At 72.6% G+C, this 25,950-nt stretch carries 26 protein-coding genes; 12 read left to right on the top strand and 14 right to left on the bottom strand.

Annotated elements, in window-relative coordinates:
• Positions 1–33 precede the first annotated feature (33 nt).
• The 3 genes from dhaM to dhaK are packed head-to-tail and all read right to left on the bottom strand — an operon-like array spanning position 34 to position 2,307.
• Entirely contained in the window at positions 34–699 is a 666-nt protein-coding gene (dhaM, locus tag CLV71_RS11070; protein WP_243866369.1) for a dihydroxyacetone kinase phosphoryl donor subunit DhaM, read from the bottom strand.
• On the bottom strand, positions 696–1,313 hold the full coding sequence (dhaL, locus tag CLV71_RS11065; protein ID WP_133902612.1) for a dihydroxyacetone kinase subunit DhaL: 618 nt from the start codon (positions 1,311–1,313) through the stop codon (positions 696–698). The genes dhaM and dhaL overlap by 4 nt, the downstream gene beginning before the upstream one ends.
• A 1-nt stretch (position 1,314) precedes the next feature.
• On the bottom strand, positions 1,315–2,307 hold the full coding sequence (gene dhaK, locus CLV71_RS11060; protein WP_133902611.1) for a dihydroxyacetone kinase subunit DhaK: 993 nt from the start codon (positions 2,305–2,307) through the stop codon (positions 1,315–1,317).
• Between the two features lie 157 nt (positions 2,308–2,464).
• Between dhaK and CLV71_RS11055 the strand changes: the two genes are divergently transcribed.
• Both CLV71_RS11055 and CLV71_RS11050 read left to right on the top strand, forming a co-directional pair.
• Positions 2,465–3,607: an NAD(P)/FAD-dependent oxidoreductase gene (locus CLV71_RS11055; RefSeq protein WP_208297516.1), complete on the top strand. Its 1,143-nt coding sequence runs from the start codon at positions 2,465–2,467 to the stop codon at positions 3,605–3,607.
• Positions 3,604–4,473 carry an RNA polymerase sigma-70 factor gene (locus CLV71_RS11050; protein ID WP_133902610.1) on the top strand — a complete coding sequence of 290 codons (870 nt, stop codon included), beginning with the start codon at positions 3,604–3,606 and terminating at the stop codon, positions 4,471–4,473. Before CLV71_RS11055 ends, CLV71_RS11050 begins: the two co-directional genes overlap by 4 nt.
• On the opposite strand, the gene CLV71_RS11045 is transcribed toward CLV71_RS11050, so the two are convergent.
• Positions 4,470–4,904, bottom strand: coding sequence for a hypothetical protein (locus tag CLV71_RS11045; RefSeq protein ID WP_133902609.1), 435 nt, complete (start codon positions 4,902–4,904; stop codon positions 4,470–4,472). The two genes, CLV71_RS11050 and CLV71_RS11045, sit on opposite strands and share 4 nt — an antisense overlap.
• Positions 4,905–4,942: 38 nt before the next feature.
• On the opposite strand from CLV71_RS11045, the gene CLV71_RS11040 reads away from it, so the two are divergent.
• Positions 4,943–6,085, top strand: coding sequence for a metallophosphoesterase (locus tag CLV71_RS11040; protein ID WP_133902608.1), 1,143 nt, complete (start codon positions 4,943–4,945; stop codon positions 6,083–6,085).
• An 84-nt stretch (positions 6,086–6,169) separates the two neighbouring features.
• Here the strand turns inward: CLV71_RS11040 and CLV71_RS11035 are convergent, their stop codons facing one another.
• From CLV71_RS11035 to CLV71_RS11025, 3 genes are read right to left on the bottom strand one after another with little or no spacing between them, the layout of a single operon-like run.
• Complete coding sequence (locus tag CLV71_RS11035) at positions 6,170–6,898, bottom strand: ABC transporter permease (protein WP_133902607.1); 729 nt, start codon at positions 6,896–6,898, stop codon at positions 6,170–6,172.
• Positions 6,895–8,337 carry an ABC transporter permease subunit gene (locus CLV71_RS11030; RefSeq protein ID WP_133902606.1) on the bottom strand — a complete coding sequence of 481 codons (1,443 nt, stop codon included), beginning with the start codon at positions 8,335–8,337 and terminating at the stop codon, positions 6,895–6,897. The genes CLV71_RS11035 and CLV71_RS11030 overlap by 4 nt, the downstream gene beginning before the upstream one ends.
• Positions 8,334–9,254 carry an ABC transporter ATP-binding protein gene (locus CLV71_RS11025; RefSeq protein ID WP_133902605.1) on the bottom strand — a complete coding sequence of 307 codons (921 nt, stop codon included), beginning with the start codon at positions 9,252–9,254 and terminating at the stop codon, positions 8,334–8,336. Before CLV71_RS11025 ends, CLV71_RS11030 begins: the two co-directional genes overlap by 4 nt.
• Positions 9,255–9,387: 133 nt before the next feature.
• Here CLV71_RS11025 and CLV71_RS11020 point away from each other — a divergent pair, with 133 nt between their 5' ends.
• Positions 9,388–10,464, top strand: a complete 1,077-nt coding sequence (locus CLV71_RS11020) for a sensor histidine kinase (protein WP_133902604.1) — start codon at positions 9,388–9,390, stop codon at positions 10,462–10,464.
• Complete coding sequence (locus tag CLV71_RS11015; protein WP_133902603.1) at positions 10,461–11,111, top strand: response regulator; 651 nt, start codon at positions 10,461–10,463, stop codon at positions 11,109–11,111. Before CLV71_RS11020 ends, CLV71_RS11015 begins: the two co-directional genes overlap by 4 nt.
• Here the strand turns inward: CLV71_RS11015 and CLV71_RS11010 are convergent.
• Positions 11,097–11,840 carry an SDR family oxidoreductase gene (locus tag CLV71_RS11010; protein WP_133902602.1) on the bottom strand — a complete coding sequence of 248 codons (744 nt, stop codon included), beginning with the start codon at positions 11,838–11,840 and terminating at the stop codon, positions 11,097–11,099. The two genes, CLV71_RS11015 and CLV71_RS11010, sit on opposite strands and share 15 nt — an antisense overlap.
• Positions 11,841–11,958: 118 nt before the next feature.
• Here CLV71_RS11010 and CLV71_RS11005 point away from each other — a divergent pair, with 118 nt between their 5' ends.
• On the top strand, positions 11,959–12,906 hold the full coding sequence (locus tag CLV71_RS11005) for an ATP-binding cassette domain-containing protein (RefSeq protein ID WP_133902601.1): 948 nt from the start codon (positions 11,959–11,961) through the stop codon (positions 12,904–12,906).
• Positions 12,903–13,724, top strand: a complete 822-nt coding sequence (locus CLV71_RS11000) for an ABC transporter permease (RefSeq protein WP_243866367.1) — start codon at positions 12,903–12,905, stop codon at positions 13,722–13,724. Before CLV71_RS11005 ends, CLV71_RS11000 begins: the two co-directional genes overlap by 4 nt.
• On the opposite strand, the gene CLV71_RS10995 is transcribed toward CLV71_RS11000, so the two are convergent.
• Positions 13,702–16,851 (bottom strand): ATP-binding protein, encoded by a 3,150-nt coding sequence (locus CLV71_RS10995; RefSeq protein WP_133902600.1) that lies wholly within the window; start codon positions 16,849–16,851, stop codon positions 13,702–13,704. The genes CLV71_RS11000 and CLV71_RS10995 overlap by 23 nt on opposite strands.
• A 51-nt stretch (positions 16,852–16,902) precedes the next feature.
• Between CLV71_RS10995 and CLV71_RS10990 the strand changes: the two genes are divergently transcribed.
• Positions 16,903–17,742: a patatin-like phospholipase family protein gene (locus CLV71_RS10990; RefSeq protein ID WP_133902599.1), complete on the top strand. Its 840-nt coding sequence runs from the start codon at positions 16,903–16,905 to the stop codon at positions 17,740–17,742.
• A 7-nt stretch (positions 17,743–17,749) separates the two neighbouring features.
• Here CLV71_RS10990 and CLV71_RS10985 read toward each other — a convergent pair whose 3' ends face one another.
• The 4 genes from CLV71_RS10985 to CLV71_RS10970 all read right to left on the bottom strand — a co-directional run bounded on the left by CLV71_RS10985 (position 17,750) and on the right by CLV71_RS10970 (position 21,185).
• A complete protein-coding gene (locus CLV71_RS10985) occupies positions 17,750–18,895 on the bottom strand; it encodes an SGNH/GDSL hydrolase family protein (protein ID WP_166664044.1) in 1,146 nt (381 codons plus the stop codon).
• A 179-nt stretch (positions 18,896–19,074) separates the two neighbouring features.
• Entirely contained in the window at positions 19,075–19,455 is a 381-nt protein-coding gene (locus tag CLV71_RS10980; protein WP_133902597.1) for a VOC family protein, read from the bottom strand.
• A 62-nt stretch (positions 19,456–19,517) separates the two neighbouring features.
• Entirely contained in the window at positions 19,518–20,909 is a 1,392-nt protein-coding gene (locus CLV71_RS10975) for a lipase family protein (RefSeq protein ID WP_133902596.1), read from the bottom strand.
• Positions 20,910–20,999: 90 nt separating this feature from the next.
• On the bottom strand, positions 21,000–21,185 hold the full coding sequence (locus CLV71_RS10970; protein ID WP_133902595.1) for a hypothetical protein: 186 nt from the start codon (positions 21,183–21,185) through the stop codon (positions 21,000–21,002).
• Between the two features lie 110 nt (positions 21,186–21,295).
• Here CLV71_RS10970 and CLV71_RS10965 point away from each other — a divergent pair, with 110 nt between their 5' ends.
• The 3 genes from CLV71_RS10965 to CLV71_RS10950 all read left to right on the top strand — a co-directional run bounded on the left by CLV71_RS10965 (position 21,296) and on the right by CLV71_RS10950 (position 23,433).
• Entirely contained in the window at positions 21,296–21,700 is a 405-nt protein-coding gene (locus CLV71_RS10965) for a hypothetical protein (protein WP_133902594.1), read from the top strand.
• A gap of 363 nt (positions 21,701–22,063) precedes the next feature.
• On the top strand, positions 22,064–22,576 hold the full coding sequence (locus tag CLV71_RS10955; RefSeq protein ID WP_166664043.1) for a TetR/AcrR family transcriptional regulator: 513 nt from the start codon (positions 22,064–22,066) through the stop codon (positions 22,574–22,576).
• Positions 22,577–22,593: 17 nt separating this feature from the next.
• Positions 22,594–23,433 carry an ABC transporter permease gene (locus CLV71_RS10950; protein WP_133902592.1) on the top strand — a complete coding sequence of 280 codons (840 nt, stop codon included), beginning with the start codon at positions 22,594–22,596 and terminating at the stop codon, positions 23,431–23,433.
• Between the two features lies 1 nt (position 23,434).
• On the opposite strand, the gene CLV71_RS10945 is transcribed toward CLV71_RS10950, so the two are convergent.
• Positions 23,435–24,598, bottom strand: a complete 1,164-nt coding sequence (locus CLV71_RS10945; protein WP_166664042.1) for an MFS transporter — start codon at positions 24,596–24,598, stop codon at positions 23,435–23,437.
• A gap of 65 nt (positions 24,599–24,663) precedes the next feature.
• On the opposite strand from CLV71_RS10945, the gene CLV71_RS10940 reads away from it, so the two are divergent.
• The gene (locus tag CLV71_RS10940; protein WP_208297515.1) at positions 24,664–25,629 is read left to right on the top strand and encodes an ArsR/SmtB family transcription factor; all 966 of its coding nucleotides are present in this window, start codon (positions 24,664–24,666) and stop codon (positions 25,627–25,629) included.
• Positions 25,630–25,950: the final 321 nt, after the last annotated feature.

Raw genomic sequence — 25,950 nt, 5'->3', positions numbered from 1 at the left:
GGCCCTCCGGCTGGCCGGATCCGGACATGTGCCTCACTCGCCGAAGTTGCTCGCCGCAAGCTCCTCGAAGGTGTGCAGTGCCTCGGCGGCCTGAGGCCCGGCGGCCGAGACCCTGATCTCGTCGCCGCCCTGGGCGCCCAGGGCCATGAGGGCGAGAACGCTGCGGCCGTCGGCGGTCGCGGCGCCGAAGTGGACGGTCACGGTCGCGTCGAGACCGGTCATCGCGCGGGCCACCACGGCGGCGGGGCGGGCGTGGAGGCCGATCTTGTTGGTGAGGGTGATGCGCACCTCGTCCTCGGCATCCGGCGCGGTCGGGGCCGCCTCGGTGGTGACCTTCGCCGCCGACTCGGCCGCGGCGGCCACCGCGGACACGTCCGCCTCGCCCTCGGCGGCGACGGCGGCGGCCACCGCGCCCTCCACCAGCGGGGCGTCGGCCAGGCGGGCGTTCTCGGCCGTCTCGACCGCCATCTCGGCGACCATGCGTGCGCTGCCGAGGTCGTACAGCACCACCGTCCCGGCGCCGCCGTCCGCACGCTCGATCGCCGAGACGACGGCGTCGAAGTCGGTGCCGATGCCGCCGTCGTCGGTGCCGCCCGCCGCGACGACCGTGACGTTCGGCGCCATCTGGGCCGCCACCTCCACGACCCCGGCCGCCAGCTGGGCGCTGTGGGACACGACGACCAGGCCGACGCGGGTCACCTCGCGGCCACTTCCGCGAACGCCCGCAGCAGCAGCATGGTCGAGCGGGCGCCCGGGTCCATGTGGCCCGCGCTGCGCTCGCCGAGGTAGGACGCCCGGCCCTTGCGTGCGACCAGCGGGACCGTGGCCTCGGCACCGGCCTCGGCGGCGTCCGCCGCGGCCGACAGCACGGCGGCCACGGAGTCGCCGGTCGCGGCCTTCACGGCCGGGTCGAGTGCGTCGACCATGGTCTTGTCGCCCAACTCGGCCTTGCCACGCGCGACGACGCCGCCGAGCGCGGCCGTCAACGCCTCGACGACGTCCGCCGCCTCCAGTTCGCCCCGGTCCTTGACCGCGGTCGACGCGCGGAGGAACGCGGTGCCGTAGAGCGGGCCCGCCGCGCCGCCGACCTTGGAGATCAGGGTGGTCGCGACGGTCTTGAGCACGGCGGCCGGGCTGTCCGGGGTGGCCGCGTCGAGCGCTGTGAGCACGGCCTTGAAGCCTCGGTCGAGGTTCTCGCCGTGGTCGCCGTCGCCGATGGCGCGGTCCAGCTGGATCAGCTCGACGCGGTGCTCGGCGACCGTGTCGGCGACGGCGCGGATGGCGGTGACGAGGTCGGCGGCGGTGCAGCCCACGTCAGCGCCCCCACCGCAGGCCGGCCGTCTGCACTGGCGCGTCCCACAGCTCGACCATCTGGTCGTCGAGCTTGAGGAGGGTGAGGCTCATGCCCTGCATCTCGAGGCTCGTGACGTACGGGCCGACGAGGCGGCGCTCGACCGTGATCCCGCGGTCGGCGAGGAGGCGCTCGGCGATGCCGTGGGCCAGGTACAGCTCGATGAGCGGGGTGGCACCCATCGAGTTGGTGAACAGCAGGACGCGGTCACCCTCGGTGAACGGCAGGTCCTCGAGGATCGGTTCCAGCAGGCGGGCGACGATCCCGTCGGCGTTCTCGACCGGCATGCGCGCGCGGCCGGGCTCGCCGTGGATGCCGATGCCGACCTCCATCTCGTCGTCGGGCAGGTCGAAGCTGGGCTCGCCGACGTGCGGGACGGTCGGGGCGGCGAGTGCCATGCCCATGGACCGCACGTTGTCGACGACCCGCTGTGCGACGGCGAGCACGGCGTCGAGGTCGTCACCCCGGTCCGCGGCGGCCCCGACGATCTTCTCGAGCGGCAGGGTGCCGCCGACGCCGCGACGGCCCGCGGTGTAGAGCGAGTCCTTCACGGCGACGTCGTCGTCGATGACGATCGTGCGCACGTCGGTCTCGACCAGCTCGGCGGCGGTCTCGAAGTTGAGGACGTCACCGGTGTAGTTCTTGACGATGAACAGGGCGCCGGCGCCGCCGTCGGTCCGCTCGACGGCGGTCTGCATCTGGTCGGGCGTCGGCGAGGTGAACACGGCGCCGGGGCAGGCGGCGTCGAGCATGCCGGGGCCGACGAAGCCGCCGTGGAGGGGCTCGTGGCCGGCCCCACCGCCGGAGATGATCGCGACCTTGCCCTGTACGGGGGCGTCGGCCCGCAGGATCACGGCCGGATCGTGGATCACGGTCAGCAGGTCGCCGTGGGCAAGCTCGATCCCACGCAACGCCTCTGCGACAACGGTTGACGGGTCATTGATGATCTTCTTCATGGCATGCTCCCGGAGAGGTGGCGGCGCTGCCCCGCGCTTGATCGTAGTCCGGTTGGGCGCGTCTCACCGGGAGCGATCGTGACGCCGGTCACCGTGGTTCACGTTCGGCTCGGGTGGGTTCGTCTCGTGGGCATCTGTTCGCGAGAAAGGAACCGAGATGCACAGGATCGTGGTGGTGGGTGCCGGGTACGCGGGGATGGCGACGGCCGTGAGCCTCGTCGGGCGGACCCGCGGGCGCGACGACGTGGCGGTGACCGTCGTCAACGGGAGTGAGCTGTTCACCGAGCGGTTGCGGCTGCACCAGCTCGCGTCCGGGCAGGAGCTGGCGCGGCTGCGGATTCCCGAGCTGCTGCCCGACGTCGAGTTCGTGCTGGGGTGGGTCACCGGGATCGACCCCGACGCGCGGACCGTCCGGGTCGACGACACGCGGGTACTGGAGTACGACACGCTCGTGTACGCACTCGGCGGGGTGGCCGACACCGGCGCGGTACCCGGGGCCGACGACCACGCCCACACCCTCGACAGCACCCACGACGCCGAGCTGCTCGCCCACAGGCTGGCCACTGTGGACACCGGCACCGTCGCCGTCTGTGGTGGTGGGCTCACCGGGGTCGAGGCCGCCGCCGAGATCGCCGAGCGGCACCCCGGTCTGGACGTCGTCCTGATCGGGCGGGAGGAGCCCGGCGCGACCATGGGTGCCAGGGCCAGGGCCTACACCCAGGCGACGCTCGCCCGGCTCGGTGTGCGTACCCGGCTCGGCGACGTCGTCAAGGTGCTGCCCGACGGGGTGACCCTCGCGGGTGGCGAGACCGTTGAGGCCGATGTCGTGTTGTGGACCAGTGGCGTCCGGGTGTCGGTGCTCGCCAAGGGCATCGCGGTCGACGGGCGCGGGCGGATCGTCACCGACGCCACCCTGCGGTCGGTGTCTCACCCGAACGTGTACGCGGTCGGTGACTCCGCCGCCATCGAGCAGGGGTTCGGGGTGCTGCACGGCACCTGCCAGAGTGGCATGCCGACCGGCGTGCACGCGGCCGTCTCGATCGTCCGGGAGCTGAAGGGCAAGGCGCCCAAGCCGTTCCGCTTCGGGTATTACCACATGCCGGTCAGCCTCGGCCGTCATGACGCGGTCGTCCAGTTCACGAGGCCGGACAGCAGCCCGCGTCGTTTCACGCTGACCGGGCGGCGGGCGGTCTGGTACAAGGAGACGGTGAGTGCCGCGCCCTGGCCGACCTACGGCCGGATGAGGAAGTACCCGGCGACCGGCTCGTTCTGGCCCCGCGGCGGCCGGTACACGCGATGACGTTCGCCGACCACCGGAACCTGCTGTTCTCGGTCGCCTACCGCGTGCTCGGCTCGGCCGCCGACGCCGAGGACGCGGTCCAGGACACCTGGGTGCGGTGGTCGGCGGCCGACCGGTCGCAGGTCGCCGATCCCAAGGCCTACCTGGTGCGGATCGTCACGAACGTGGCCATGGACCGGCTGCGCTCGGCGGCCAGGCAGCGGGAGACCTATGTCGGGCCATGGCTGCCCGAGCCCGTGATCACCGACGAGGTCGCCGACGTCGAGTCGGTCTCGATGGCCCTGCTCGTGGTGCTGGAGTCGCTGACGCCGCTGGAACGTGCGGTCTTCGTGCTCAGGGAGGCGTTCGGCTTCGGCTACGGCGAGATCGCGGCGGCCGTCGAGCGCTCGGAGGACACCGTGCGGCAGGCCGCGCACCGGGCGCGCGGCCACGTCCAGGCGCGGCGGCCCCGGTTCCACGCCGGACGGGCGCGGCAGCGGGAGGTCACCGAGCGGTTCTTCTCCGCCGCCGGCGGTGGGGACCTCAACACGCTCATGCAGCTGCTCGCCCCGGACGTGACACTGTGGACGGACGGCGGTGGCAAGGTCCGGCAGGCCACGCGGCCCGTGACCGGTGCCGAGCGGGTCGCGAAGTGGTTCGCCGCGGTGGCCACGCGGCCCTACGAGGGGGTCGCGCCCTCGGACATGCGTGCCGAGGTGGTCGACCTCAACGGGGCGGCGGGCATCGTGTTCACCGGCGGGGGCCGGGTGATCTCGACCGTCACGTTCGACCTGGACGAGCAGGGGCTGATCACGGGCATCCACAACGTCGCCAACCCGGACAAGCTGAGTGCGGTCGCCACCAGGACCGTGCACCGCTTCGACTAGTCGATCTCGTCGGCGTCCGACGTGCCCTCGACGTCCACCGGGGTGTCGCCGGTGAACTCGACCAGCAGGCCGTCCGGGTCGGCGACCGGGAACGGGGCCTCGGCGAAGCGGACCAGCCAGCCGCTGTCGCTGAAGGTCACCTCCGGCAGGTCGAGGCCCAGCGGTTCCGGCAGCTCCGGCACGCCGAAGGCCTCGGGGTCTTCCGCGACCCGGCGTGCGACGAAGTCGGTCGCGGCGGCCAGGTACCGGTCGACGTCGCCGACCACGGCGTCGATCAGCGTGAAGTCCAGGTCGGTCAGCTCGAGGTGTTCCAGTAGGACGGAGACGTCGACGGCAAGGCCGAAGGCCGCGCTCACCGGCGGGTCCGGCAGCCGCCAGAGGCGCAGACCGTCCGGGGCCTCGCCTGGCACGAACGTGGAGGGCTCGATCACGGCCCGACAGTAGCGGGCGGCGCGGGTAGTTTTGCGTCATGACACAAACCGAGCAGCGGGAGCGGCCCACCGTCCGCCGCGGCCTGTTCCCGGTCGTGCTGGTCGTCGCGATCCTGCTCCTGTTCGGGGTGCCGTGGCTGACGGTCGTGCTGCCGTGGGCCACGCCGGTCGTGGTCGTGGGCACCGTGGTGTTCGTCGCGGTGGCGGTCGCGTTCCCGTTCCTGATGTTCCTGGGGCACGCGCGGGCGCGGGACTGGGCGGCGCGGATCGCCGACACGACGATCGGCGTCACCTGGGTGCTGTTCGCGTGGTCGGTGATCGGGCAGGTCGCGCACCTCGTGCTGCTCGGCGTGGACGACTCGGCGCGGGTCGTCGCGGTCGGCGTGCTCGTGGTGTGGGTGGTCCTGGTGGCGTGGGGTGTCCGCGAGGCGATGCGGGTGCCCCGGGTGCGCCGGGTCGACGTCACGCTGCCGAAGCTGGGCGCCGACCTCGACGGGACGACCGTGGTCGTGCTGGCGGACACGCACTTCGGGCCCATCAACCGGGTGAGGTGGTCCACGCGGACGGCCGCCGCCGTCAACGCGCTGAAGCCCGACGTCGTGTGCCACGCCGGGGACATCGCGGACGGGACGGTGGACGCGCGTCGTGCCCAGGCCGCGCCGCTCGGCACGATCTCGGCAGGCATGGCCCGGGTGTACGTGACGGGCAACCACGAGTACTTCGGCGAGGCCCAGGAGTGGCTCGACCACATGTCGGAGCTGGGCTGGGAGTCGCTGCACAACCGGCACGTGGTCGTGTCCCGGGGTGACGCGCGGCTGGTGCTGGCCGGCATCGACGACCACACGGCGAAGTCGTCGGGCCTGCCCGGCCACGGCGCGAAGCTCGACCTGGCGCTGTCCGGCGCGCCCGCCGACGCGCCGGTGCTGCTCGTCGCCCACCAGCCGAGGCAGGTCGTGCACGCGGCCAACGCGGGTGTGGAGCTGCAGGTGTCCGGCCACACGCACGGCGGGCAGATCTGGCCGTTCCACTTCCTCGTCCGGGTCGACCAGCCGACCGTGCACGGCCTCACCCGCCACGGGGCGACCCAGCTGTACACGTCGCGAGGCGCGGGCTTCTGGGGGCCGCCGCTGCGTGTCTTCGCCCCGAGCGAGATCTCGCTGCTGACCCTGCGCTGCGCCTGACCGGGCCCGCTTTGCACTGAAGGACGCCTTCAGTGCGCTGGGCGTTACGAAGGACGCCTTCAGTGCGCTGGGCCGGGTGCTGGGTTACGCGTCGCGTAGGCGTAGCGCCACCGCGCCCGCTGTCAGTGCACCTGCCGCCCACAGTGCCAGCACGCCGAGGCCCTGCCACGGGCCGATGGGCAGCTGGTCGAGACGGGTTGTCGCCTGGACCGACAGGCCCGCGGTCATCGGGCTGAGCTTCTGCAGGCGGTCACGCCAGTCCGGGTCTGAGACCAGTGCCGTGACCAGCGGTGTCAGGTACAGCAGCGACAGCACCACGCCGACCGCCGCAGCCGCGTCGCGGACCAGCGCTGCCACGCCGATGCTCAGCAACGCGATCAAACCCAGGTACAGCACCGACCCCACTGCCGCCCTCGACGTTGCTCCGTCCGAAAGGGACAGCCCTTCCGGCACGAGCGCGTCGCCTACGGCCAACGAGGCGAGCACCGCCGCCGCGCCTGCCACCAGCGTCAGCGCGGTCACCACGAAACTCTTGGCGGCCAACACCTTCAGCCGGTGTGGCACCACCGTCAGCGTGATGCGGATCATGCCGGTGCCGTACTCGCCGCTCACGGTGCCCACCGCCAGGACCACCACCGCCGCCTGGCCAAGGGCGACGCCCGTCAGGGTCGACTTCACGGGGTCACCTCCGGCGGATACCGCCTGGGCGGTCAGCACACCCACCACGGCGGTGAGTGCCACCACGCCCGCCAGCAGCAACGGTGTGCCCGGCACGGTCCTGGCCTTGGTCCACTCCGCGTGCAGCGCGGTCATGCGTCCCTCCTGCGCAGTGCCAACCCGGCGAACACCAGCGCCACCACGGCGTACAGGCACAGCACCGCGAAGCCACCCGCGGGCGACAGCGGGAAGTAGCCGTCCGACGGCGTGTAGGTCGTGTTGACCTGCGGGTACTCACGCACGCTCTGCTGCACGGCGAACGCCGCCGCCGGGGTGACCGCCGTCAGCCACTCGGCGGGTGCCTGCGGCAGCACGGACGCGACGGCCAGCAGGTACGGCAGCACGATCCCGACGATCATGGCCGTGACCGTGCCCGCACCCCGGCGCAGCAGCATCCCCACCGCCACCGCCAGCACCGCGGCCACGCCGAACAACAACCCGGTGCCGACGACCACGCGCAGCACGGTGAACGTCGAGGTCGGGAACAGGCTGAAGCCCTTCGCCTTCTCCAGCGCCTCGACGATCGGCACCGTCAGCCCCGCCGCCACCACACCGACCACGAAGGACACACCGCCCATCACGATCCCCTTCGCGGCGAGGAGCCTGCCTCGGCGCGGGTTGGCGGCGAGGCTGGTGCGGATCAGCCCGCGGCGGTGCTCGCCGGTGACGAACATCGTGGCGACCACGAGCACCGCGATGAGCCCGGCGAACCCGCCGACCAGCGTGTTCTCGACGGTCTTGGTGAGCGAGCCGCCCGAGAACACCATCGGCGCGATGTCGCCGCGTCCGGTGACCGCGAACTCGCCTGCGCTGTCGGTGAACCCGGTCTCCGCGTCGGGTTCACCGCCGACGTCGGTGTGCTGCCAGTCGCCCGTCCAGTCGCCGTCGGTGGTCACGTCGTCGAAGGTGGCCGTGAGCTGGGTCGGGCCGCTGTCCTCCTGGATGTTGCCGAACGAGCGGGTGATCTCCTCGTGCGCGGGCGACGAGACGAACATGCCCGCCTCGACGGTGGCGCCCAGGTCGATCTCTGCGGTGCCGATCGTGGTCCAGTGTTCGCCGTCCGTCGACGCGGCACCCGTGAGCGTGTTTCCCTTGCGGCTCAGGCGAACCCAGCCCGCGTCCGACGGGCCCGCCGTGTCCCCGGTGAAGTTCTGCTGCATGCGGGTGCCGTGGCTGCCGGTGCGCAGGACCGCCGCGTACGGGGAGCCGACCTTCGTGCTCTGCTTGAGGATCACGCCTGCCTTGGCCCACGGTTCGGCGTCCTCGAGAGGCGCCACGCGGGCGGTGATCGTGCCGTCGCCCGCGAGGGTGCGGTGGACGAACGTGAAGTCGTCGCGGACGGGGGTGCCGTCGGGGCCGGTGGGCAGGGTGCGGTTGGCGCAGCTCTCGCCGTGCGGGCCCGCGCACTGGAAGCTGCTGCCCGCCGGGCCGAGCAGTCCGACGAGCACGGTCAGCGGGATGGCGGCGAGCAGGCCGACGACCCACCCCCGGACGGTGCGGAGCTTGGTCCACTCGGCACGGATCAGGTTCCTCACGCCTGCTCACCCGCCCGGAACTCCACGGCCTCGCGGGTCAGCTCCATGTAGGCCTCCTCGAGTGAGGCGCGGTGCGCGCTGACCTCGGTGAAGGCGATGGCGTTCTCGTTGAGGACGGTGATGACCGACGCGGCGGGGAGCCCGTCGACGGTGAGTGTGTCGGACCCGGTCGTGGCGACGGTGGCACCCGCGCCTGCGAGGGCGGTCATGGCCGGTGTGCGTGCGGTGGTCCGGAGGGTGACGCGGTCCCCGGACGCCGCGGTGATGAGGTCGGCGACCGTGGTGTCGGCGATGACCCTGCCTCGGCCGACCACCACCAGGTGGTCGGCCGTGTCCTGCAGCTCGCTCATGAGGTGGCTCGACACGAGGACCGCGCGACCCTCCCGGGCCTTCTGCCGAAGGAAGGTCCGCATCCAGACGATGCCCTCGGGGTCCATGCCGTTGAACGGCTCGTCGAGCATGAGCACGGGCGGGTCCCCGAGCAGCGCGGCGGCGATGCCGAGGCGTTGGCGCATGCCGAGGGAGAACCCGCCGGCCCTGCGTCTGGCGACCGAGGCGAGCCCGCTGATCTCGATGACCTCGTCGACGCGGGTGGCGGGGAACCCCTGGGAGTGCGCGAGCCAGAGCAGGTGGTTGCGTGCGGACCGGGACGGCTGGAGCGCACCGGCGTCGAGCAGTGAGCCGACGTGCGCGAGGGGTTTCCGCAGCTCCCGGTAGGGCCGGCCGCCGACGTGCGCGTGCCCGGCGTCGGCGGCGTCGAGCCCGAGGACGACCCGCATGGTGGTGGACTTGCCAGCACCGTTGGGGCCGACGAACCCGGTGACCTGTCCTGCGCCGACGGTGAAGGACATCCCGTCCAGCGCGGTGGTCGCCCCGAAGCGCTTGCGCAGCCCGGCGACCTCGATGGTGGCTTCCATGCTCCGGAAGGCTATGGCGGTCGCGGGGCGGCGTCGTCCCGTTGGGGAGCCATGTTCGGTCTCGCCCCCGCAGGGGACGGACGTCGCTCGTGGGAGTGACGCCAAGCTTCCTGCCGGCGGAGACAATGACCCCATGCGCGACGGAGAGTGCACCATGCGTGCGGCCTTCCTGCTCGGGGGCGCCGCCTTCGGGGAGGCACTCGTGCGGGTGCTCGTCGCGGACGCCGATCTCATGTTCGGGCTCACGCTCTGTCTGCTGGCCGTCGCCGGGACCGTCCCACTTGGACTGGTTCGGCCCCTCGCCGCCGTCGTCCTCCTCGCCGCCTTCGGGTTCCTCTCATTGGCGCTCCTGCACGTGCTCACCGTGGGGGCGGCCGCGGCGTTGGTGATGGGGCTCGTTCGGGTGGCCTCCGTGTGGACGCAAGCGCTTGCGCTCCCCTTCGTCGTGATCGCGCTCGTCCGGCCGACGGTCGTGACCGTGCTGCTCGCCGCGATCGTGCCTGCCGCCGGGTGGGCCGGGGTCGCCCTCGCCGCCCGGAAGGAGGCGCTACTCCACCGGGCAGCGCGCAAGGCTGTGGCCAACACGCTCGTCGAGCACACCGCCCGGGGCGAGCGGGCCAGGATCGCGCGGGAGCTGCACGACGTCGTCGCCCACCACATCTCGATGATCGCCGTACAGGCCGAGACCGCCCGGCTCACCACGCCCGAGCTGCCACCCCTTGGGGCGCAACGGTTCGCCGAGATCGGCGACCGGGCCCGCGCCGGGCTCACCGAGATGCGACGGCTACTCGGGGTGCTCAGGGACGACGAGGACGGCACCGCCGCCGAGCTGCGGCCCGCCCCCCAGCTCAACCAGCTCGTCGACCTCCTCGACGACGCGCGCCAGTCCGCCAACGCCCGGCTCATCGTCTCCGGCGCACCCGTCCCACTCGACCCCGGCGTCGAGCTGGCCGCCTACCGCATCGTCCAGGAGGCACTCACCAACGCCCGCAGGCACGCACCGGGGGCCGCCGTCGACGTCGAGCTGCGGTACGGGGCACGGCTCACCGTCCGGATCCGCGACAACGGACCGGGACCGGCCAACGCCGCCGGGCACGGGCTCACCGGGATGCGTGAGCGGGCCGCCGCGGCCGGTGGGACGCTGCGTGCGGGACCGGCCGCCGTCGGCGGGTTCCTCGTCGAGGCCGTCCTGCCCGTGGAGGACCAGTGATCCGCATCGTCGTCGCCGACGACCACGAGGTGGTGCGCACCGGGTACGCGGCCCTGCTCGACACCCAGGCCGACTTCACCGTCGAGGGAACGGCGACCGACGGGCTCGAGGCCGTCCGGCTCTGCGCGGTGCACCGGCCGGACGTCGTGCTCATGGACGTCCGCATGCCCGGCATGGACGGGATCGAGGCCACCAGGCACGTCGCGGGCGCGGCGAAGGTCCTCATCCTCACCACGTTCGACCTCGACGAGTACGTCTACGACGCACTGCGGGCAGGTGCGAGCGGGTTCCTCCTCAAGGACGTCACCGCCGAACGGCTCTTCGACGCCGTGCGTGTCATCGCCGCCGGGGAGGCACTCCTCGCACCCACCGTCACGCGGCGGCTCATCGGGGAGTTCGCCCGGCTGCGGCCACAGCCGCGGCCCGTACGGCTGTCCACCCTCACCCCGCGCGAGACCGAGGTACTCGAGCTCGTCGCGGAGGGACTGTCCAACCCGGAGATCGCCAGGCGCCTCGTGGTCACCGAGGAGACCGTCAAGACCCATGTCAGCCGCATGCTCGGCAAGCTCGGCCTGCGTGACCGCACCCAGGCCGTCATCGCCGCCTACGAGTCCGGACTCGTCGTCCCGCGCTCAGAGCGCCGGTAGCATCCCGCCGTCCACCGCCAGCATCGAGCCGGTCAGGTAGGACGCGGCGGGCGACAGCACGAACGCCGCCACCCTGCCGAACTCCTCCGGGTCGCCGTACCGGCCGAGCGGGATCGCGGCGAGCGCCGCCGCCCGCTCCTCCTCGGTGGCCTTCGCCTCCACATAGGTCAGGCGGTCGGTCGCGATCCTGCCGGGCACCAGGCCGTTCACGCGCACCCCGCGCGGACCCAGCTCGTTCGCCATCGCCTTCGCCGCCATCGCGAGGCCGGGCCGCAGGCCGTTCGAGATGCCGAGGTTGCCGATCGGCACCCGCACCGACGACGACAGCACGAACGCGATCGACCCGCCTTCCGACAGCGACGCCGCGACCGTGCGGGCCAGGCGGACCGCTCCGAGGAACACCGACTCGAACGCCGTCCGCCACTGCTCGTCGGTCACCTCGGTGACCGACCCGGACGGCGGCCCGCCGACGCTCACCAGCAGCCCGTCGACCCGCCCGAACCGCTCCCGCGCGACCTCGATCAGCCGGTCGGGCGTGGCGGGGTCGGCGTTGTCGCACGCCACCCCCGCGCAACCCAGCGACGCGGCCGCCTGCTCGACGTTCTCCTCGGAGCGGCCCGTCAACACGACCCGCGCACCCTCGTCGACCAGCGCGGACGCCGTCGCGAAGCCGAGCCCCCTCGTCCCGCCGGTGACCAGGTACACCCGGTCCTTCAGCCCAAGATCCATGCGCCCAACCTAGCCCCGTGAAACCGGCCGAGCGTGGCTGAAACCGCGGTGAAACCCCGCTGATCCGGCGCGGCCACAGGCTTTCCCCCGAGCAGGCACGAAACCAAAGGGGAGACAGATGACGACCGCGATCGGAGCCACCGGGCTCCGCAAGAGCTACGGGGACACCGTGGTCCTCGACGGGATCGACCTCCACGTGCCCTCGGGCAGCGTCTTCTCGCTGCTCGGGCCGAACGGCGCGGGCAAGACGACGGCCGTCCAGATCCTGTCGACGCTGATCACGGCCGACGCGGGCACGGTCGTCGTCGGCGGGCACGACGTCGCCACCGACCCGGACGCCGTCCGCGAGGTCATCGGCGTGACCGGCCAGTTCTCCGCGGTCGACAAGCTGCTCACCGGCGAGGAGAACCTGCGCCTGATGGGTGAGCTGTACCGGCTGCCCAAGCGGCGGATCCGTGACGGGGCCACGGCGCTGCTGGAGCGGTTCGACCTGGTCAAGGCCGCGAAGAAGCCCGCGGCGACCTACTCCGGCGGCATGATGCGCCGACTGGACCTGGCGATGACGCTCGTCGGCGGCCCGAGGGTGATCTTCCTCGACGAGCCGACCACCGGCCTCGACCCACGCAGCCGCCACGACGTGTGGGAGATCATCCGGGGGCTGGTCGCCGACGGCGTGACCGTCTTCCTCACCACGCAGTACCTGGAGGAGGCCGACCAGCTCGCCGACCGGATCGCGGTGCTCGACCAGGGCAGGATCGTCGCGGAGGGCACGCCGACGGAGCTGAAGCGGCGCATCCCCGGCGGCCACGTCCAGCTGCACTTCGCCGACGTCCGCGAGCTGGACACGGCCGCCCGCATCCTGGGCAACGCCTCGCGCGACCAGGAGTCACTCACGCTCACCGTGCCCAACGACGGCAGCCGCCGCGCGCTCAAGGCCCTGCTGGACCGCCTCGACGACGCCTCGATCGGGACGGACTCGCTGACGGTCCACACCCCCGACCTCGACGACGTCTTCTTCGCACTCACCGGCCACACCACCGAAGCAGAGAAAGCGACCCTGTCATGACCATCACCGCCACCCGGCCACTCGCCGCGACCGCCAAGGGCCGTCCCATGAGCGCGTTCACCGACTCGGCCACCATGCTGCGCCGCAGCCTGCGCCACGCCGTCCGCTACCCCACACTGACCGTCGGCGTCGCGCTAGTGCCGGTGATCATGCTGCTGCTGTTCTCCTACCTGTTCGGCGACACGATCGCGGCGGGCATCGGCGGCGGCTTCGACTACATCGACTTCATCGTTCCCGGGATCCTGCTGATGACGCTGGGGTCCGCGACCCAGACGACCGCCGTCGGGATCTGTACGGACCTCGCCGACGGCATCGTGGCGCGTTTCCGCACCATGCCGATCGCCCGCACGGCCGTGCTGACCGGGCACGTCGTCGGCGCCGTCATCCTGAACATGGCCAGCATCGTGCTGGTGATCGCCGTCGGGCTCGCCATGGGCTTCCGGCCAGGCGCAGGCGTGGTCGAGTGGGTCGCCGCGCTCGGCCTGGTCCTGCTGACCGCGTTCGCCCTGACGTGGGTGGCCACGGCGCTCGGCATGCTGGCGAGGCTGCCGGAGGGCGCCAGCAACATCGTCATGCCGCTGTCGTTCTTCTTCCCGTTCCTGTCGACCACGTTCGTCCCGCTGGACGCGCTGCCGAGCGGCATCCGCTGGTTCTCCGAGTACCAGCCGTTCACGCCGATCATCGAGACGCTGCGTGGCCTGCTGGTCGGCGGTCCGATCGGCCACAACGGGTGGCTCGCGGTCGGCTGGTGCGTCGTGCTCGCCGCAGGCGGCTACCTGTGGGCGAAGTGGCAGTTCAGGCAGGACCCCCGGCGCTGACCCGGGTGCCCAGCACGGCGAGCGCCGCGGCACGCAGCCCGTCCCGGTCGAGACCGGCGTACTCCGACACCGCAGCGGCGTACGCCGGCCCGTCGGCGTTCTCGACCGCGTCCCGCACGTCCGCGACGGTCGGCGTCGGCCGGAAGCTCCGCACGAAGTCGAGCCGCTCGGCCAGCGCGACGAGCCGGACCCCGGACCCCGTCGCGCCACGCGTGATGTCGGCGATGCCGAGCGCGACCAGCACGGCGCCTGCCAGCTGCTGTTCGCCGATGTAGATCGGCGGCCGCTCGATCGGGCTCGACAGGAGGAGCGCCAGCTGGCGGGGCAGCTCGGCCATCAGTTCGGGGACCAGGTCGAGCCGGTCGTACCTGGCGTGGGCGGCGACCGCGCCTGCCTCCGTCTCCAGTGCCCACGGCCGCAGGGTCTCCGCCTCGTCGCGGTCGACGTCCGTGTGCTTCCCGGGGTCGAGCGCCGCCGCGGCACGGCGCCACAGGCGCAGTCCCTCGTCCACCTCGCCCCGTGCGAGCGCCAGCTCCGCCCGCGCCGCCAGCACGAACATGAACGTGCCTGCCTCGACGTCGTCCTCCGGCGAACCCGCGTTGTCGACTGTGGCGCGGCCCAGCCAGTGCTCGGCGTCGTCGAGGCGCCCGAGCCGCAGGTTGGCGAGCATCATGCCCCAGTACACGCCTACGACGTCGCGGTGCGCGCCGATCCGGTCGAGCAGCCGGACGGACTGGGTGAAGTACCCGAGTGCGTCCTCGCCCCGCTCGACGCGCAGCGTCAGCTCGCCGAGCCGGGACAGGGCCAGGATCCACAGCCACGGTGTCGCGTTCGTGCCCCACGCGGTGAGCAGCGGCGCGCACACCTCGATCGCGGCGGGCAGGTCGCCCGCCTGCTCGGCCGCGTAGCTCAGGATCAGGCCCGCGATCGCGGCCACCTGCGGCCTGCCGCCGTCGAACAGGGCACGCAGCACCGCCTGGTCCGGCGCGAAGACGCCCGGTTCGGCCAGCACGACCGCCGTGGCCCGCACCGCCGTGTCCGGTTCGGCCGTCGGGAGCCTGCGCAGCGCGTACAGCATGCGCGCGGTGGCCGCCGACCGGATGGCGAGCGCGTTGAGCAGCGGCAGCGTGATCGCGACGCGGGTGATCTCGACGTGCTCGGGTGCCGGCCGGTAGTGGGCGAACAGCTGGGCGGCGTCGTCGCAGAGCGAGGCGGCACGCAGGTAGTTGCCGTCGACCGACCACAGCGCGGCGAGGACGGCGACGGCCGAGGCGACCGAGGCACCGTCGCCCCGGTCGAGGCCGTGGCGCAGCGCCAGCAGCAGGTTGTCCTGCTCGACACGCAGGTAGTCGGTGCCAGGGACCGGGTCCGGGCCGAACGGGGCGTCGAGGTGGCGCCGCGCGACCTCCCTCGTCCAGGCGAACAAGCCGTCGATCACCCGGTCGGTGTCGCCGGACTCGGCGAGCCGGGCAGCGCCGAACTCGCGGACCGTCTCCAGCATCCGGAAGCGCGTGCCCTCGCGGGTGTCGGCGACCTTGAGCAGGGACTGGTCGACGAGGTTGTCGAGCGTGTCGAGCGAGTCCCGGCCGAGCACCCGGTCGGCGGCGTCGGCCGTGAACCCGCCGGGGAGGACCGCGAGCGCACGCAGCGCGGCACGGCCGTCCGCGTCGAGCAGCTGCCAGCTCCAGTCGACGACGGCCTGAAGGGTCTGGTGGCGTTGCGGCGCGTCGCGGCGACCGCCCCGCAGCAGCGCGAACCGGTCCGCGAGCCGCCGGTTGATCTCGGTGACCGACATGACCCGCACGCGTGCGGCGGCCAGCTCCACGGCGAGCGGCAGCCCGTCGAGGTGGGCGCACAGCTGCGCGACGGGCGCGTCCGGCAGGTCGACACCCGGTCGCGCGGCCCGAGCCCGCTGGCGGAACAGCTCCTCGGTGGTCGCCTGGTCCAGCTCGGGCAGCGGGTACACCGACTCCGACGACAGGCCCAGCCGCGCGCGGCTCGTGGTGAGGATCCGCAGGTCACGGGTCATCGCGACCAGCGTGGCGACGAGGTCGGCGGCCCTGGCGAGCACGTGCTCGCAGTTGTCGAGGACCAGCAGCGCACTCGCGCCGAGCGACTCGGCGACACCCGCGACCGGGTCCACCCTGGTGAACTCGGCGGCGCCGACGGCGGACGCGACCTCGGCGGCGACGTCCCCGTCCTCGGCGACCCCCGCGAGGCTCACGAAGTGCACGGTCCGCCTGGTCGAGGCCCGGCCGACGGCGTGTGCGAGGCGGGTCTTGCCGAGCCCGCCGGGGCCGACGACCGACACGACGCGTGCGCTGGCGAGCAGCTCGGCGACGGCCTCGAGGTCGGCGTCGCGGCCGAGCAGCGGGTTGGGCTCGTGGGCGACGCCGTGGCGGACGCTCGGCTGATCGTCGCGCAGCAGGTCCTGGTGGGCCTGCCGGAGCGCGGGCCCGGGGTCGGCACCCAGCTCGTCACGCAGGGCGCGGCGGTAGGCGTCGTAGCGGGCCATGGCCGCGGCGGGGCTCTTCGTCGCGGCCTCCGACCCGAGCAGCGCGAGGAGGATCTCCTCGTCACGCGGGTACTCGACGGCGAGGTCGGTGAGGGGGCCGACGGCCTCGGCGTGCCTGCCGAGCCGGGCGAGCGCGACGGCACGGGCCCTGGTGAGGGTGCGGTGGGTGACCGCCCGCTCCGCACGCAGGTCCGCCAGCGGGTCGTGTGCCTCGTCCGGCTTGGGCGGTCCGTCCCACAAGGCGAGCCCGGCCTCGGCGTGGTGGAGGGCCTGCCCGTGGTCACCGGCGCGGGCGTGCCGTGCGGCCTGCGCGGCGTGGTGGAGCACGGCCTGCGCGTCGACCTGGTCCTCGCCGAGCGCGAGGCGGTAGCCGGTCGGGGTACGGGCGATGACCTCGTCGCCGAGCTGGGCACGGAGGCGGGAGACGAGGATCTGCAGTGCTTTCGTGGGGTTGTCGGGCCGGTCGTCCTGCCAGAGCCCGTCGACGAGACGGGCGACGCCGCAGCCACCCGGTTCGGCGGCGAGGAGCGCGAGCAGCCCACGCAGCCGCGGCCCGGTGATCTCCCTCCCCCGGAACGCGACGCGTGAGAGCACGGTCAGCTCGACGGTCACCAGGAAAGGCTAGCCGCGCCGGGTGTCGGGGGTGCGGGGCATGATGGGCTGATGACGAGACGCGCGCTGGTGCTCGGTGGCGGGGGACTCACGGGAATCGCCTGGGAGTGGGGTGTGCTGACCGGCCTCGCCGAGGCGGGCGTGGACCTCGGCGACGCCGACCTGGTGATCGGCACGTCGGCGGGGTCAGTTGTCGGCGCACAGGTGGCGAACGGCCTCGCCCCACGGGAGCGGTACGAGGCGCAGCTCCTGCCCCCGGACGGTGAGCTGGCCGCGGCGCTCGGCCGGGGGATGATGTTCCGCTTCGCGCTGACGATGGTCGGTTCCCGCGCGCCCCAACGCGTCCGCCAGCGCATCGGCCGGATCGCACTGAGTGCGGACACGGGGGTCACGGAGGCCGACCGGGTCGGCGTGATCGAGTCGCGGCTGCCGGTCAGGGAGTGGCCTGCCGACACCGCCCTGCACGTCACGGCGGTGGACACGGAGACCGGCGCGTTCCGGATCTTCGACGCCACGTCCGGTGTGCCGTTGGTGCGGGCCGTGGCGGCGAGCTGCGCCGTGCCCGGTGTGTGGCCGCCGGTGACGATCGACGGCAGGCGCTACATGGACGGCGGCATGCGGTCGGCCGCCAACGCGGACCTCGCGTCGGGGTACGAGCGCATCGTGGTGCTGGCCCCGATACCCCGGGGGATCGGCCCGATGCCGGGCACGTTCACGCAGGTGGAGGCCCTGCGCCGGGAGTCGGAGGTGGCTCTGCTGACGCCCGACCCGGACGCCGTGGCGGCCTTCGGCAAGAACCCGCTCGACCCGATCCGGCGGGCGGCCGCCGCTCGGGCGGGCATGATCCAGTCCTCGGCCCTGGTGGAACAGGTCCGGAAGGTGTGGGAGTAGGGCCGCGTCAGGCGGGCCCTTCGCACGTGTGGGTGGTCGCCGTTGCGGCGGCCAGCGCGGACAGGCAGCGGCCCAGCGCGAGCTGCCCGTAGCGGTTGGGGTGGGCGTACTCCTGCTCCTGGCCCTGCGAGAGGTAGGGCACCCCGATCCACCGGATCCACTCGCTCTCGGCCATCGGCAGGGGGTTCTTCAGGGTGTTGTCCTCTGTGGCCTGCGTGACGCCCTTCGCGCACACCTCGTGGCCGTCGAACGCGTGCCGAAGCTCCAGGAACTCGGTGCCCGTGTCCGCGCCCGTGACGCCCTCGATGGCTTCGGCGATCAGCGGCAGGACCGTGTCGTGGGCCCAGTCGGAGTCGTCGTCGTAGAACGGGCAGCCGCCCTCGTTCCACCGGCTCCAGTCGGTGGCCACGTAGCGGTTCTCGGCCGACGCCGGGATGGGTGCCGGGTAGGACTGCAGCACGAGCCGGTAGTCGCCGTCCGCGTAACCGGCGTCCCGCATGACCGTGCGGATGGAGCCGACCGCGCGACGGATGTTGTCCGCCATCGTCAGCACCCGGGCAGGCAGCTCCGGTCCGTACGTGGTCATGCAGTGTTCCGACGAGCCCTCGGTGAACGCCGCCACGCAGCCGAAGATGATGCCCGCGAAGTCGATGTCGTTGCCGCCGACCGACACGGTGATCAGCCGGATCCTCCTGGTCTCGGCCAGCGTCGCGAGCTGGTCGGCCTGGGTGGTGGGGTCCTTGAACGGGGTGGTGTCGATCGCCTCGGTCGTCGCGCCGGAACACGCGAGGTTCACGCGGTTCTCCGGCGCGACGGGGTAGGACACGCCCCCGACCGTGACCGACGGGACATGGGTGATCTCCGCGACGTCGGACCGGTGACAGCCGTTGTCGTAGGAGGCCCCGTACACCCGTGCGGGGTCGTGGTAGCACCAGGACTCCCCGGAGTTGCAGTCGTAGGCGGCGAGGTCGGTGCCCCACCGGCTGCCCGGGTAGTGGGTGAGCCCGTTGCCCCGCCACCGCCCCGCCTCCCCGGAGATGAAGCTGTCCCCCATGGACACGATCGCCGACGGCAGGTCCGCCCGGCTGTCGGCCTCGGCCAGGGCGGGCGTCGCCGTCGCCGCGAGCGCGACGCTCACGGCAACGGCGGTCACACGAGCGAGCATGACACGACTCCACTTCCGGGCCACTGCGAGAGTTCCGTCCAGGTAGGACGAAACGGACCACGTCCACAAAGGACGCTACGGCCGGGATCGGCGTCGTGCCATCCCCCGACGGGCGCGACGAGCGACACCATCGGGACGCGGTTGATCACCCACCGCGACGTGGTGGGTCAGGCGGTCACCTGCCAGAGGTGGCCGTCCGGGTCGGTGAAGGTGCCGGTGTAGCCCCACGGCTGCTGGGCAGGAGCGGTCACCACCTCGGCGCCTGCCGCCACCGCCCTCGCCACCATGTCGTCGACCTCCGACGGGGTCGCCGCGGGCAGGGTCAGCACGCACTCGCTCGTGCCCCGGCCCGCCACCTCGCGGCCGCCGATCACCCAGCCGAAGCCGCCCGTCGGGACCAGCATCATGCTGACCTCGGGTGCCAGGCGGAACTGCAGCGGCTCGGGCACGCCGTCGTCCGCGGGCTCGCCGAACGGCTCGAGACCGAGGCCGTCACGGTAGAAGACGTGGGAGACGCGGCGGTCGGCGATGGGCAGCGCGATGATCATGGGAGTTCCTCTCGTAACCGGGTTCGCGCCACCGACGAACACGAACGGCCCGGATCGACACCCTAGACGCGGGCGAACAGCCAGTGGTCGGTGCGGCCGGGGTGGCGGACGGCCGCCGCGATCTCCTCGGCCGACACCGAGTCGCTGCCCGCCGCCATGCACAGGACCGCATCGGCCAGTGCGGCGATCTCCCGCGCGAAGCCCGCGCCGGTCTCCACGCGGTGCGTGAACTCCGTGCGGTCGACGGAGTCGTCGGCGTCCGTGCCGGTCCTGGCCGCGAACGCACGCCACAGCGCGGCGTAGGCCGTCCGCACCGCGCGTGCCGGGCCCGCGCCAGGCGCGCAACCGCACGCCTGCGCCAGCCGCAACGCGTACACCGTGAAGTCGTCGCAGGTCAGGCGGCCGTCGTGGTCGGCGTCGAACCAGTCGAAGCCCGTGCGGGTGCGTACCATCCGGCTCGCCCACGCGACGACCCGGTCCAGGCCCGTGCACAGCAGCTCGACGTGGGTGGCGCCCTCGTGCCGGTCGAACCGGACGTCGGCACCCGCCCACCGCAGGTCCGCGACGAACGCCGCCACGATCTCCGCGGGCACGATCTCGTCCGCGCTGCCCGCGGTCAGGTACACCGGCCGGTCCATCCGCGTCACCGGCACGCGGCACGCCCGCAGCACCCGCGTGACGCCGGGGTGGCGGTGTATGTCGGTCATGCCGGCGTCGGCGTTGGTCAGGCCCGCGACCGCGCCGTACATGTCGACGAGAGTCGCACGCGTGGCGAGGTCCACCAGCCGTCGCCCGGTCTCGGTGAGGAACGGCCTCGCGCCGTCGTCCCCCACGCCTGCCAGCAGGAACGGCAGCAGCAGCGACACCGGCCGGTCGCCGCCGCCGGTCAGGTACCGCACCAGCTCCGGGAGGTGCACGGGTGGCGCGAGCGCGATCGTGCCGCGGAAGTCCAGCTCCGGCGCGTACCTGCTCGCCACCAGGCCGGTGAACAGCGCGGCGTGCGCGCCGTGGGAGAACCCGGCCACGACCCACCTGCGGCCGACCTGGTCGTGCAGTTCGCGGGCCGCGCGGACGATGTCGATCACATCGTCCGCGACGGCCTCGCCGTGGAAGTACGGATGTGGTCCCGGCGTCGCGAGGCCCTCGTAGTCGACGGCGGCGACCACGAAACCCTCGGCAAGCCACCTGGCCACGTGGTCGCGCTCGTACCTGGTCAGCCCGACCCGCGAGGGGGCGAGGTGGTCGGCGAGGCCCGTGGTGCCGTGGGCGAAACTGACCACCGGCCACCCGCCGGGCGGCGCCGGGCCGACCGGCACGAAGACCGACCCGCTGACCACGCGGTGGATGCCGTCGTGCCCGACGCCCCGGTACCGGACGAGGTTCCCGTCCTCGGCGTGCCCGGGCAGGAACTCCGCCGGCAGCGGGTGTCGTTCGAGGACCTCGCCAGTGCGCACGGCTTACGAACGTAACCGGCAGCACCGGCGCACGGCACACCTGTCACCCGCCAGAACCGCGACATCACCCCTATGCCGCAACGGAAAGCGTCAGCGGCGGTAGCTCCAGCGACGACCGTTGCGGACCGGCCGTCTGGTGCCGATGCCCGCGTGGTGCAGCGCGAGGCACAGCAGACCGGCGGTGATGAAGACGCTCGGGCCGAGTGCCGCGGACGTGTCGGCCAAGTCCATGATCAGTGCGACGGCGAAGAAGACCGCTGCCAGGATCGCAACCATGAGGGGGACCTTTCGGGAAGACGGAACTATTCGGCCCCGTATACCCGCCCGATACCCTTGCCAACCTCGCGTGCGGCACGTGGGTTGGAGAACATACAGAGGACAGACCTTTGCGCCAGCGGACGGAAGTGCGGTGGGAGGACCCGGACTTCACGGTGCGCGTCGCCGCCACGGACGACCTGCTCCGCATCCAGCACGAGAACGTGACGAACGGGTGGGACCGCCGCTGGAGCTCGGACGCCGCGCTGCTGCGGCAGGTCGAGTCGGTGGCCGGGGTGTTCCTGTGCCCGATGCTCCGCAACGGCGGCCCCGAGGCGGAGCCGGAGTCCTACCGCTGCTGGGCGTGGTTCGTGCTCGGCACCGACGAGAGCACCCGGGGCGTGACGCTCCTCGACGTCAGCCGTGCCGTCTTCGAGACCCTGCCGGAGCTGGAGAGCCCGACCGAGCTGCGGCGCGTCATCAAGGCGACGATGGCGCGGGTGATGCTGGGCTCCCGCTTCGAGGACATGTGGTGACCGGTCCACCCCGGTGACGTCCAGGCTCTCGGCGGCGGCGACGAACTCGTCGGCGAACCGCGTCTCGTCACGCCAGGCGTACCAGGCCGAGCAGGGACAGCGTGGAGGGTAGGACGGACCTGCCGGCCAGCTCGGTCGTGAGACCCGCGCACTTCAGCTCCAGGGTCGCGCGCCGAGCCAGGAGAGGACGGTCCGCTCGTCGCCGACCGCAGGCCCCTCGAACCGCTCCACCCACCGAAGACCTCGGCTCTCCGCGACACCGTGCCAGAAGTCTCACAATGATTCCCCCTTTTCCTGACCGTTGGTAAGTCAATGGCGCGCCTATAAAACTGACCGATGGTCAGGCAACGCTATGCTGAGAGCATGCTCAGCACCCGCGCGCAGATCCTCGACGCCGCCCGCCGTCTGTTCGTCCGGCAGGGCTACCACGGCACGTCGATCCGCGAGATCGCCGAACAGCTGGGCATGACCAAGACCGCGGTGCTCTACCACTTCCCCACCAAGGCGGACATCCTCGCCGCGGTCGCCGACCCGTTCCTCACGGACCTCGAGGCCGCGCTCGCACGCGTGACCACCCGCCAGGAGGTGTTCGAGGCACTGCTCGACGTCCACCTCGAGCACCGGACGTTGTTGCGTGACAACGTGATACAGGAGCTGACGCGGCTCGCCCAGGCACCCACCCTCCGCCGCTTCACCGAGCTGATGGCCGACGCGAACCGCATCGCGGCAGGGCCCGACCCGACCCTCGCGGAGAAGGTGCGCGCCGCGCAGGCCATCGCCGCGCTGTCCGACCCGGTCACCGCCTTCGCGGACGAGCCGGTCGACCGGCTGCGTGCGGAGGTGCTCCGCGGCGTCGCCCGGTTGTACGCTGAGTGACCTCGGAGGGGGACAGAATGCATCCGATGGTGTACGCGGCACGCACCGGTCTACGGCGCGGGCTCATCGAGTTCCGGCAGACCTACTCGACGGCCACCGACCTGTTCGGACAGATCTTCTGGCCGCTCGCCATGGGCGTCGTGCTGTTCTTCATGCGTGGCGACACTTTCGACGGTGTCCCGTTGGTGACCCTCGTGCTGCCGAGCGTGATGGGCATGTCGATCGTCTTCACCGGGGTACTCGGCACGAGCGGCGTGCTCTGCGTCGAGCGCGAGGACGGCACCCTGCTGCGTGCCAGGACGACGCCGTACGGGATGGTCGGCTACCTCGTCGGCAAGACCACGATGGTGACGTACTGGATCGTCGTCGGTGTCCTGATCCTGCTCGTCCCGGGCATGTTCCTGGTCGACGACCTCGACCTCGGTGTCGGCTCGTGGCTGACCCTGTTGTGGGTCGTCCTGCTCGGCGCGGTCGCGACGCTCCCGCTCGGCGCGGTGATCGGCTCGCTGCTGCCCAACCCGCGCAGCCAGGGCCTGGTCACGCTGCCGTTGGCCGGCCTGATCGCGATCTCCGGCATCTTCTACCCGCTCGCCGCGCTGCCCGCGTGGCTGCAGACGGTCGGCCAGGTGTTCCCCGTGTACTGGCTTGGCCTCGGCGTCCGCTCGGCGCTGCTGCCCGACGAGGCCGCGGCGGTCGAGGTCACGGGGTCGTGGCGGCACCTGGAGACCATCGGCGTGCTCGGCGCGTGGGCCGTCGCCGGCCTCGTGCTCGCGCCGATCGTGCTGCGCCGCATGGCCCGCCGTGAGGCCGGTTCGGCGATGGCCGCCCGCCGCGACGCCGCCCTGCGCCGGGCCTGATTCAGTGCGTCGACGCGGGGAGCTGGGGACGGGAGGCGGCGCGTAGCGCGGGCACGGCCACCAGCATGGCAAGCCCGCAGCCCGCGCCGGCGACGATGAACGTGACACGCGGGCCGAGCGTGCTGACCAGCGGCGCGGCGATCACGTAGGCGACGGCCGAGCCGAGCTGCGCGGCGGTGCCGACGGCCCCGAACGCGCGGCCGAGCATCGGGCGGGGCGTGAGGCGCTGCACGAGCGTGTCGGACGCGACGTTCTCCACCCCGTTGCCGGCACCCGCGACGATCTGCGCCATCGCGACGGCGAGGACCGTCGGCAGGAGCGCGGTGGCGACGGTGCCCGACGCGCTCAGCACGAGCCCGCCGATCAGCAGCCCGACGGCGGGCAGGCGCCCGACGGTCAGCAGCCCGGACGCGGCGAGCATCCCGACACCGAAGGCCGCCTGTGTGAGGCCGAACTCCGCCGCGGAGCCGTGGAGCCGGTCCTCGACGAGGAACACGAGCGCGACGTTGTCCATGGCCACGAAGGACACCACCACGAACAGCGAGAGCGCGAGTGCTCGCGGGCCCGGGGTGGTGGCGACGAACCTCAGGCCCGCCACCGTCTCCGTCCACAATCCCTTCGGGACGCCGTGCGGCCTCAGCGCGGGCAGCCTGGTCAGCAGCAGGGCCGAGACGACGAACGTGAGCGCGTTGAAAGCGAACGCGACCCGTGACCCGCCCGCCTCCACCGCCAGGCCGCCGATCGTGGGGCCGACCGCGGTCTGGAGTGTGAAGGCGGTGCCGAGCAACGCGTTGGCACGCCCCAGATCCCGCTCCGGCACGAGCACCGGCACCACACTGCGGCCCGCGGGCACGAACGCGGTGGCGAAGCAGCCCGCGACCCCGGCCAGCGCGACGAGCACCGGCAGCGACGGCGTGAGGACCGCGAGCAACACGAAGACGACGGCCTGCCCGACCTCGCAGACGGCCATGAGCTTGCGCTGGTCGAGACGGTCGGCGAGTGCCCCCGCGACCGGCCCCAGGAAACGCGGCACCGCGACCGCGAGGAGGACGAGGCTGACCGCCGCGCTGCCGTGGGCAGCCGCGTACAGCACGAGGGCGGTCCGCCCGATCCCGTCCCCGGTGAACGAGACGGCCCGCGACCACAGGAGCACCCGAAACGCCATGTCGAAAGGTTGCGACATCGTGCGTCGCCGTTCGATGATTTCGGCCTGAACCGAAAGGTGGCCGGGTGCCGATCACGTTCCGCCTCACCGACCCAGCGTCGTGCCGCTGGGCGATCTCGCCACTGCGGGAGACGCTGAGCGCCGTGCGACTGCTGACCCAGCCGCACCGGCAGGGCTACCACCAGCCCTGGCTGCGTGCGGTGGCGCCGGCGCTGGCCGAGCTGGACCTGACGCCGTTGCTGCAGGTCACGCGGTACACGTCGTACAACCCGGACTTCCTGTTCCCGCCACCGGCCGCCCCAGAGGCAGGGTTCGCCGACGAGCTGGCCGTGGTCCGAGGGGCCCCGGCGGCACGGGTGCGCGCGGAGCTGTCACGGTGCCTGCGGCAGCAGCACGGCCGCAGGCTGCCGCCGCCCGCGCAGGCGCTGGTGGACCACCCGATCCGGGCGCGGAACCTGCTGGCGGACACGCTGGCGGCGTGCTGGGATCGGCTGATCGAGCCGTGGTGGCCCCGGGTCAGGGACGTGCTGGCAGGCGACATCGCGTACCGGACCCACCTGCTCGCGGAGGGCGGCCTCGCGGCCGTGCTCGCGGACCTGCACCCCAGGGTCCACTGGCAGCACCCGACGCTGGTGGTGGACATCCCGACGACCGGCTACCGCGACGTGGAGGCGGGCCTCGCCCTGATGCCGAGCGCGTTCGAGTGGCCGGGTGTGGGGGTCATCCTGGACCGGCCGTCGCTCCCGACGATCGAGTACCCGGCGCGGGGCATCGCGGCGCTGTGGGAGCCGAGGTCCGACCCGCCAGCCGCGCTGGCGCGGTTGCTGGGCGCGACCAGGGCGACCCTGCTCGCGGCACTGACGGAACCGACGTCGACCACCGCGCTCGCCCGCCGGTGCGCCTTCCCGAACAGCACGGTGAGCGAGCACCTGACGGTCCTGCGCGAAGCCGGCCTGGTGACGACCCACCGCACGGGCCGGTACCTGCGCCACACCCGCACTCCACTCGGCACGCAGTTGGCCTCCCCGTGAGGGAGGGCAACGGATGGTGTCACTCAACGCGCCGAGCGAGCAAACCGTGCAACCCCACAACGCGTGAGCGGGCCGCCGGCGTCTGGACTGACGAGCACGGAAGTCCCTGCGCGAGCGAAGCGAGCCCAGGGACTTCCGCGCGCAGGAGGGAAGACGCCGGGTAAAGGCCCGCTCACCCCGCGAGCGGAGCGAGCCAAACCAACACCGTGAGCGGGCCGCCGGCGTCTGGACTGACGAGCACGGAAGTCCCTGCGCGAGCGAAGCGAGCCCAGGGACTTCCGCGCGCAGGAGGGAAGACGCCGGGTAAAGGCCCGCTCACCC

This window comes from Actinophytocola oryzae (assembly GCF_004364325.1).
GTDB lineage: Bacteria > Actinomycetota > Actinomycetes > Mycobacteriales > Pseudonocardiaceae > Actinophytocola > Actinophytocola oryzae.
This window is presented reverse-complemented; position numbering and strand designations above follow the sequence as displayed.

Bases quoted from the DNA above. Each gene is read 5' to 3' on its own strand.
- dhaK (WP_133902611.1), bottom strand. From the start codon at position 2,307: ATGAAGAAGATCATCAATGACCCGTCAACCGTTGTCGCAGAGGCGTTG.
- CLV71_RS11055 (WP_208297516.1), top strand. From the start codon at position 2,465: ATGCACAGGATCGTGGTGGTGGGTGCCGGGTACGCGGGGATGGCGACG.
- CLV71_RS11050 (WP_133902610.1), top strand. From the start codon at position 3,604: ATGACGTTCGCCGACCACCGGAACCTGCTGTTCTCGGTCGCCTACCGC.
- CLV71_RS11040 (WP_133902608.1), top strand. From the start codon at position 4,943: ATGACACAAACCGAGCAGCGGGAGCGGCCCACCGTCCGCCGCGGCCTG.
- CLV71_RS11035 (WP_133902607.1), bottom strand. From the start codon at position 6,898: ATGACCGCGCTGCACGCGGAGTGGACCAAGGCCAGGACCGTGCCGGGC.
- CLV71_RS11025 (WP_133902605.1), bottom strand. From the start codon at position 9,254: ATGGAAGCCACCATCGAGGTCGCCGGGCTGCGCAAGCGCTTCGGGGCG.
- CLV71_RS11020 (WP_133902604.1), top strand. From the start codon at position 9,388: ATGCGCGACGGAGAGTGCACCATGCGTGCGGCCTTCCTGCTCGGGGGC.
- CLV71_RS11010 (WP_133902602.1), bottom strand. From the start codon at position 11,840: ATGGATCTTGGGCTGAAGGACCGGGTGTACCTGGTCACCGGCGGGACG.
- CLV71_RS11005 (WP_133902601.1), top strand. From the start codon at position 11,959: ATGACGACCGCGATCGGAGCCACCGGGCTCCGCAAGAGCTACGGGGAC.
- CLV71_RS11000 (WP_243866367.1), top strand. From the start codon at position 12,903: ATGACCATCACCGCCACCCGGCCACTCGCCGCGACCGCCAAGGGCCGT.
- CLV71_RS10990 (WP_133902599.1), top strand. From the start codon at position 16,903: ATGACGAGACGCGCGCTGGTGCTCGGTGGCGGGGGACTCACGGGAATC.
- CLV71_RS10980 (WP_133902597.1), bottom strand. From the start codon at position 19,455: ATGATCATCGCGCTGCCCATCGCCGACCGCCGCGTCTCCCACGTCTTC.
- CLV71_RS10970 (WP_133902595.1), bottom strand. From the start codon at position 21,185: ATGGTTGCGATCCTGGCAGCGGTCTTCTTCGCCGTCGCACTGATCATG.
- CLV71_RS10955 (WP_166664043.1), top strand. From the start codon at position 22,064: ATGCTCAGCACCCGCGCGCAGATCCTCGACGCCGCCCGCCGTCTGTTC.
- CLV71_RS10950 (WP_133902592.1), top strand. From the start codon at position 22,594: ATGCATCCGATGGTGTACGCGGCACGCACCGGTCTACGGCGCGGGCTC.
- CLV71_RS10945 (WP_166664042.1), bottom strand. From the start codon at position 24,598: ATGGCGTTTCGGGTGCTCCTGTGGTCGCGGGCCGTCTCGTTCACCGGG.